At 31.1% G+C, this 2,555-nt stretch carries 3 protein-coding genes; all 3 read right to left on the reverse strand.

What is annotated here, in order from left to right; translation table 11 throughout:
• Nucleotides 1-77 precede the first annotated feature (77 nt).
• A complete protein-coding gene (locus DD829_RS11525) occupies nt 78-827 on the reverse strand; it encodes an alpha/beta fold hydrolase (protein ID WP_108409656.1) in 750 nt (249 codons plus the stop codon).
• 4 nt (nt 828-831) lie between these two features.
• Complete coding sequence (locus tag DD829_RS11530; protein ID WP_108409655.1) at nt 832-2,028, reverse strand: arginase family protein; 1,197 nt, start codon at nt 2,026-2,028, stop codon at nt 832-834.
• A gap of 3 nt (nt 2,029-2,031) precedes the next feature.
• On the reverse strand, nt 2,032-2,555 hold a 524-nt coding region (locus DD829_RS11535), incomplete at its 5' end, for a hypothetical protein (RefSeq protein WP_228408174.1).

A 2,555-nucleotide genomic window follows, 5' to 3' on the forward strand; every position in this document is an offset into this window, starting at 1 on the left:
GTCCCTCTTTCCTTTTTGTGATTTCTTTTTGAGCAATAATATCTTTGATTGATTTTCTTGCCTCATATACCTTATTACTATTCATATTGGAGTGTTTTTTTTATTATTTCTATTGCTTCAGGGTTATTATTCAATGTAAAATGTCCAAAATTTTCGTATTCTTTAAAGTCACAGGATGAGTATATTTCCAAAAATTTATTTTTGTAATTTTCTTTCAGACCTAAGTCCTGTTTTCCCACTATTACCAAAGGACACACCCTACGATTTACTATTGTAGTAACATCTGCAAGATGGGTTAACTGCTTTGTTACACTATCTTTCAGATTATATTTTTTCAGATAGAATAGAAACATAATAGCTAGAAATGGATTTTCAGCTCTTTCTTTTTCTGTATAGCAATATTCTATCAGTTTTACAGAAAATTTATATAAATCATGGTGAACAGTCTCTATAAGAGATTTGTAATAAACCTTATCGTCTTCATCATTTCCTGCAGGTGTACTGATAAGGATCATATTTTTGACATCCATTTTTTCAGCCAAATGCATTGCTACTTTTCCTCCATAACTACAGCCTACAAGATAGGTGGTCTTTGGCTCAAGCTTTTCAACTTCAGTTTTTAAATGTTTTACAAAATCCTGAAAATGTTCTTCAAATAAAGTTTTATTATTCTGATATCCGGGATATTCTATAAAAACCTGCTCATAACCTTCTAGTTCTTCTTTTACCCGAACCACATCCGTCCAGTACGAACAATCCATGCCCAACGGATTCAGAAATATGATCCTTTTTTTATATTGTATATTATGTCTTTCCTTAATTAACATTCTTTTATATGTTATTCATTAAGTCGAAAATTACCTGACATACAATCTGTGAAGCTAAATCGTTACCGTTTGGATATACCTCAACGATGTCGCATCCGATAATTTCTTTGCCAGCCAGCAATGTATTGAAAGTTTCTTTGCACTCTTCATAGGTTAATCCATTGATTACCGGCGTTGAAGTATTACTAAAATATACAGGATCCAAAACATCAAAATCAAAGGTTATATAATACTTTTTACCGGCAGGAATATCTTTAAACAGCTCGCTGTTTTTTATGATTCTTTTAACTTCATGCGCCCAAATAATGGTTCTGTTTTCGTTTGATTTCTGACGGTTATTAACAATACCTCTAATTCCAAACTGGAAAGCATGTTTCAATCCATCTTCAAAACATTTTGTCATAAAATTACCGTGGTGGTGAATGGTATCTATATTTTTAATTTTATCATAATCGGAAGTATAAGTATCTGTATGGGCATCAAAATGGAGTACACAAAGGTCATCTCCATATTTATCAATTGCTGCTTTGATGAGAGGATAGCTTATTGAATGGTCTCCTCCGATGAAAAAAGGGATCAGGTTCTCTCTGTCAAATGTTTTCTGAGCAATTCTGTAGATTTTTTCATACATAAAATTCGGAGATTCTTGAGTATTGAAAAATATATTTCCATAATCAAAAATTTCACCTCCTTTTATTTTACCCAACAGAACTTGATAATCCTCTGTTGTTCCCCCAAAAACATTAGATTCTACCAGAGATGCAGCCGAAAGGTCTAAACCATATTTTTTGGTATAGCTTCTTAGAACATTGGCTAAAAGAGAAGAATTAATATTTTCTTTATTGCCAATTCCCAAAGGAATTCCTATAAAGCCCACAGACTTTTTATCCAGAGAGGCGTCAATACTTCTATAAGGCAAATTAAATAGATGAGGAGTATGAGGAGTAATTTTAATGACAGCATTTTTATAATCATCATTTAAAACAATATAGCTTTTATCAACAAGTATTTTTACAATATTCTCCAAATCACCTGCGATATCTTCAAACTCAGCTTCTAGTTCATTATACTGTTTAGGTTGCTTTATAAAATCGATAATTTCAAAAATTCGTTCTCCGCATAACAGCTTTTCTCCAGTAATGGAGTTTACTAATTTATCTTCCTCTTTATGAATGTATGGATTAGTATGTAAATTTTTCATTTTTTAATAGATTTTTGATCTTATACTTTTATATAAAGTTCTGAGAAGTTTGGTAAGATAGATCAGCAATAAGGTCAGTATCCCAAATTTGTAAACAAGGTTCAGAACGGAGCAGATATCCGTGACACTAATACTGCCTAAGTCTACGAGCATATTAGCGTAATTCCTTAAAAAGTTAATAATCGCAAATGCCAGCATAATATTGATTCCTATTTTTGATAATGAATAAAGAATAAGAGGTACATTATATGGATTCATATACTTTTTCTCGTCTTCAAGAAAGAAAGATGAAAGAGGTCTGATTATTTTTTTCAACCAATACTGAATACACATCTGATATTTTTTGGTAAGGTTAGGCAGATTAAATAAATCACTGTAAAGCCAGTATCCATCAAATTTGAAGAATGGAAATAAATTAACAAGCATAGTAATACCATTAATAATGAATACATTGTGTAAAATATCCTTTACATTTGTATTAATATCTAGCCAAGAATAGCAGCAAAATAATAGAACTCCTAATATAG

Source organism: Chryseobacterium sp. HMWF035, from assembly GCF_003094695.1.
Taxonomy (GTDB): Bacteria; Bacteroidota; Bacteroidia; order Flavobacteriales; family Weeksellaceae; genus Chryseobacterium; species Chryseobacterium gambrini.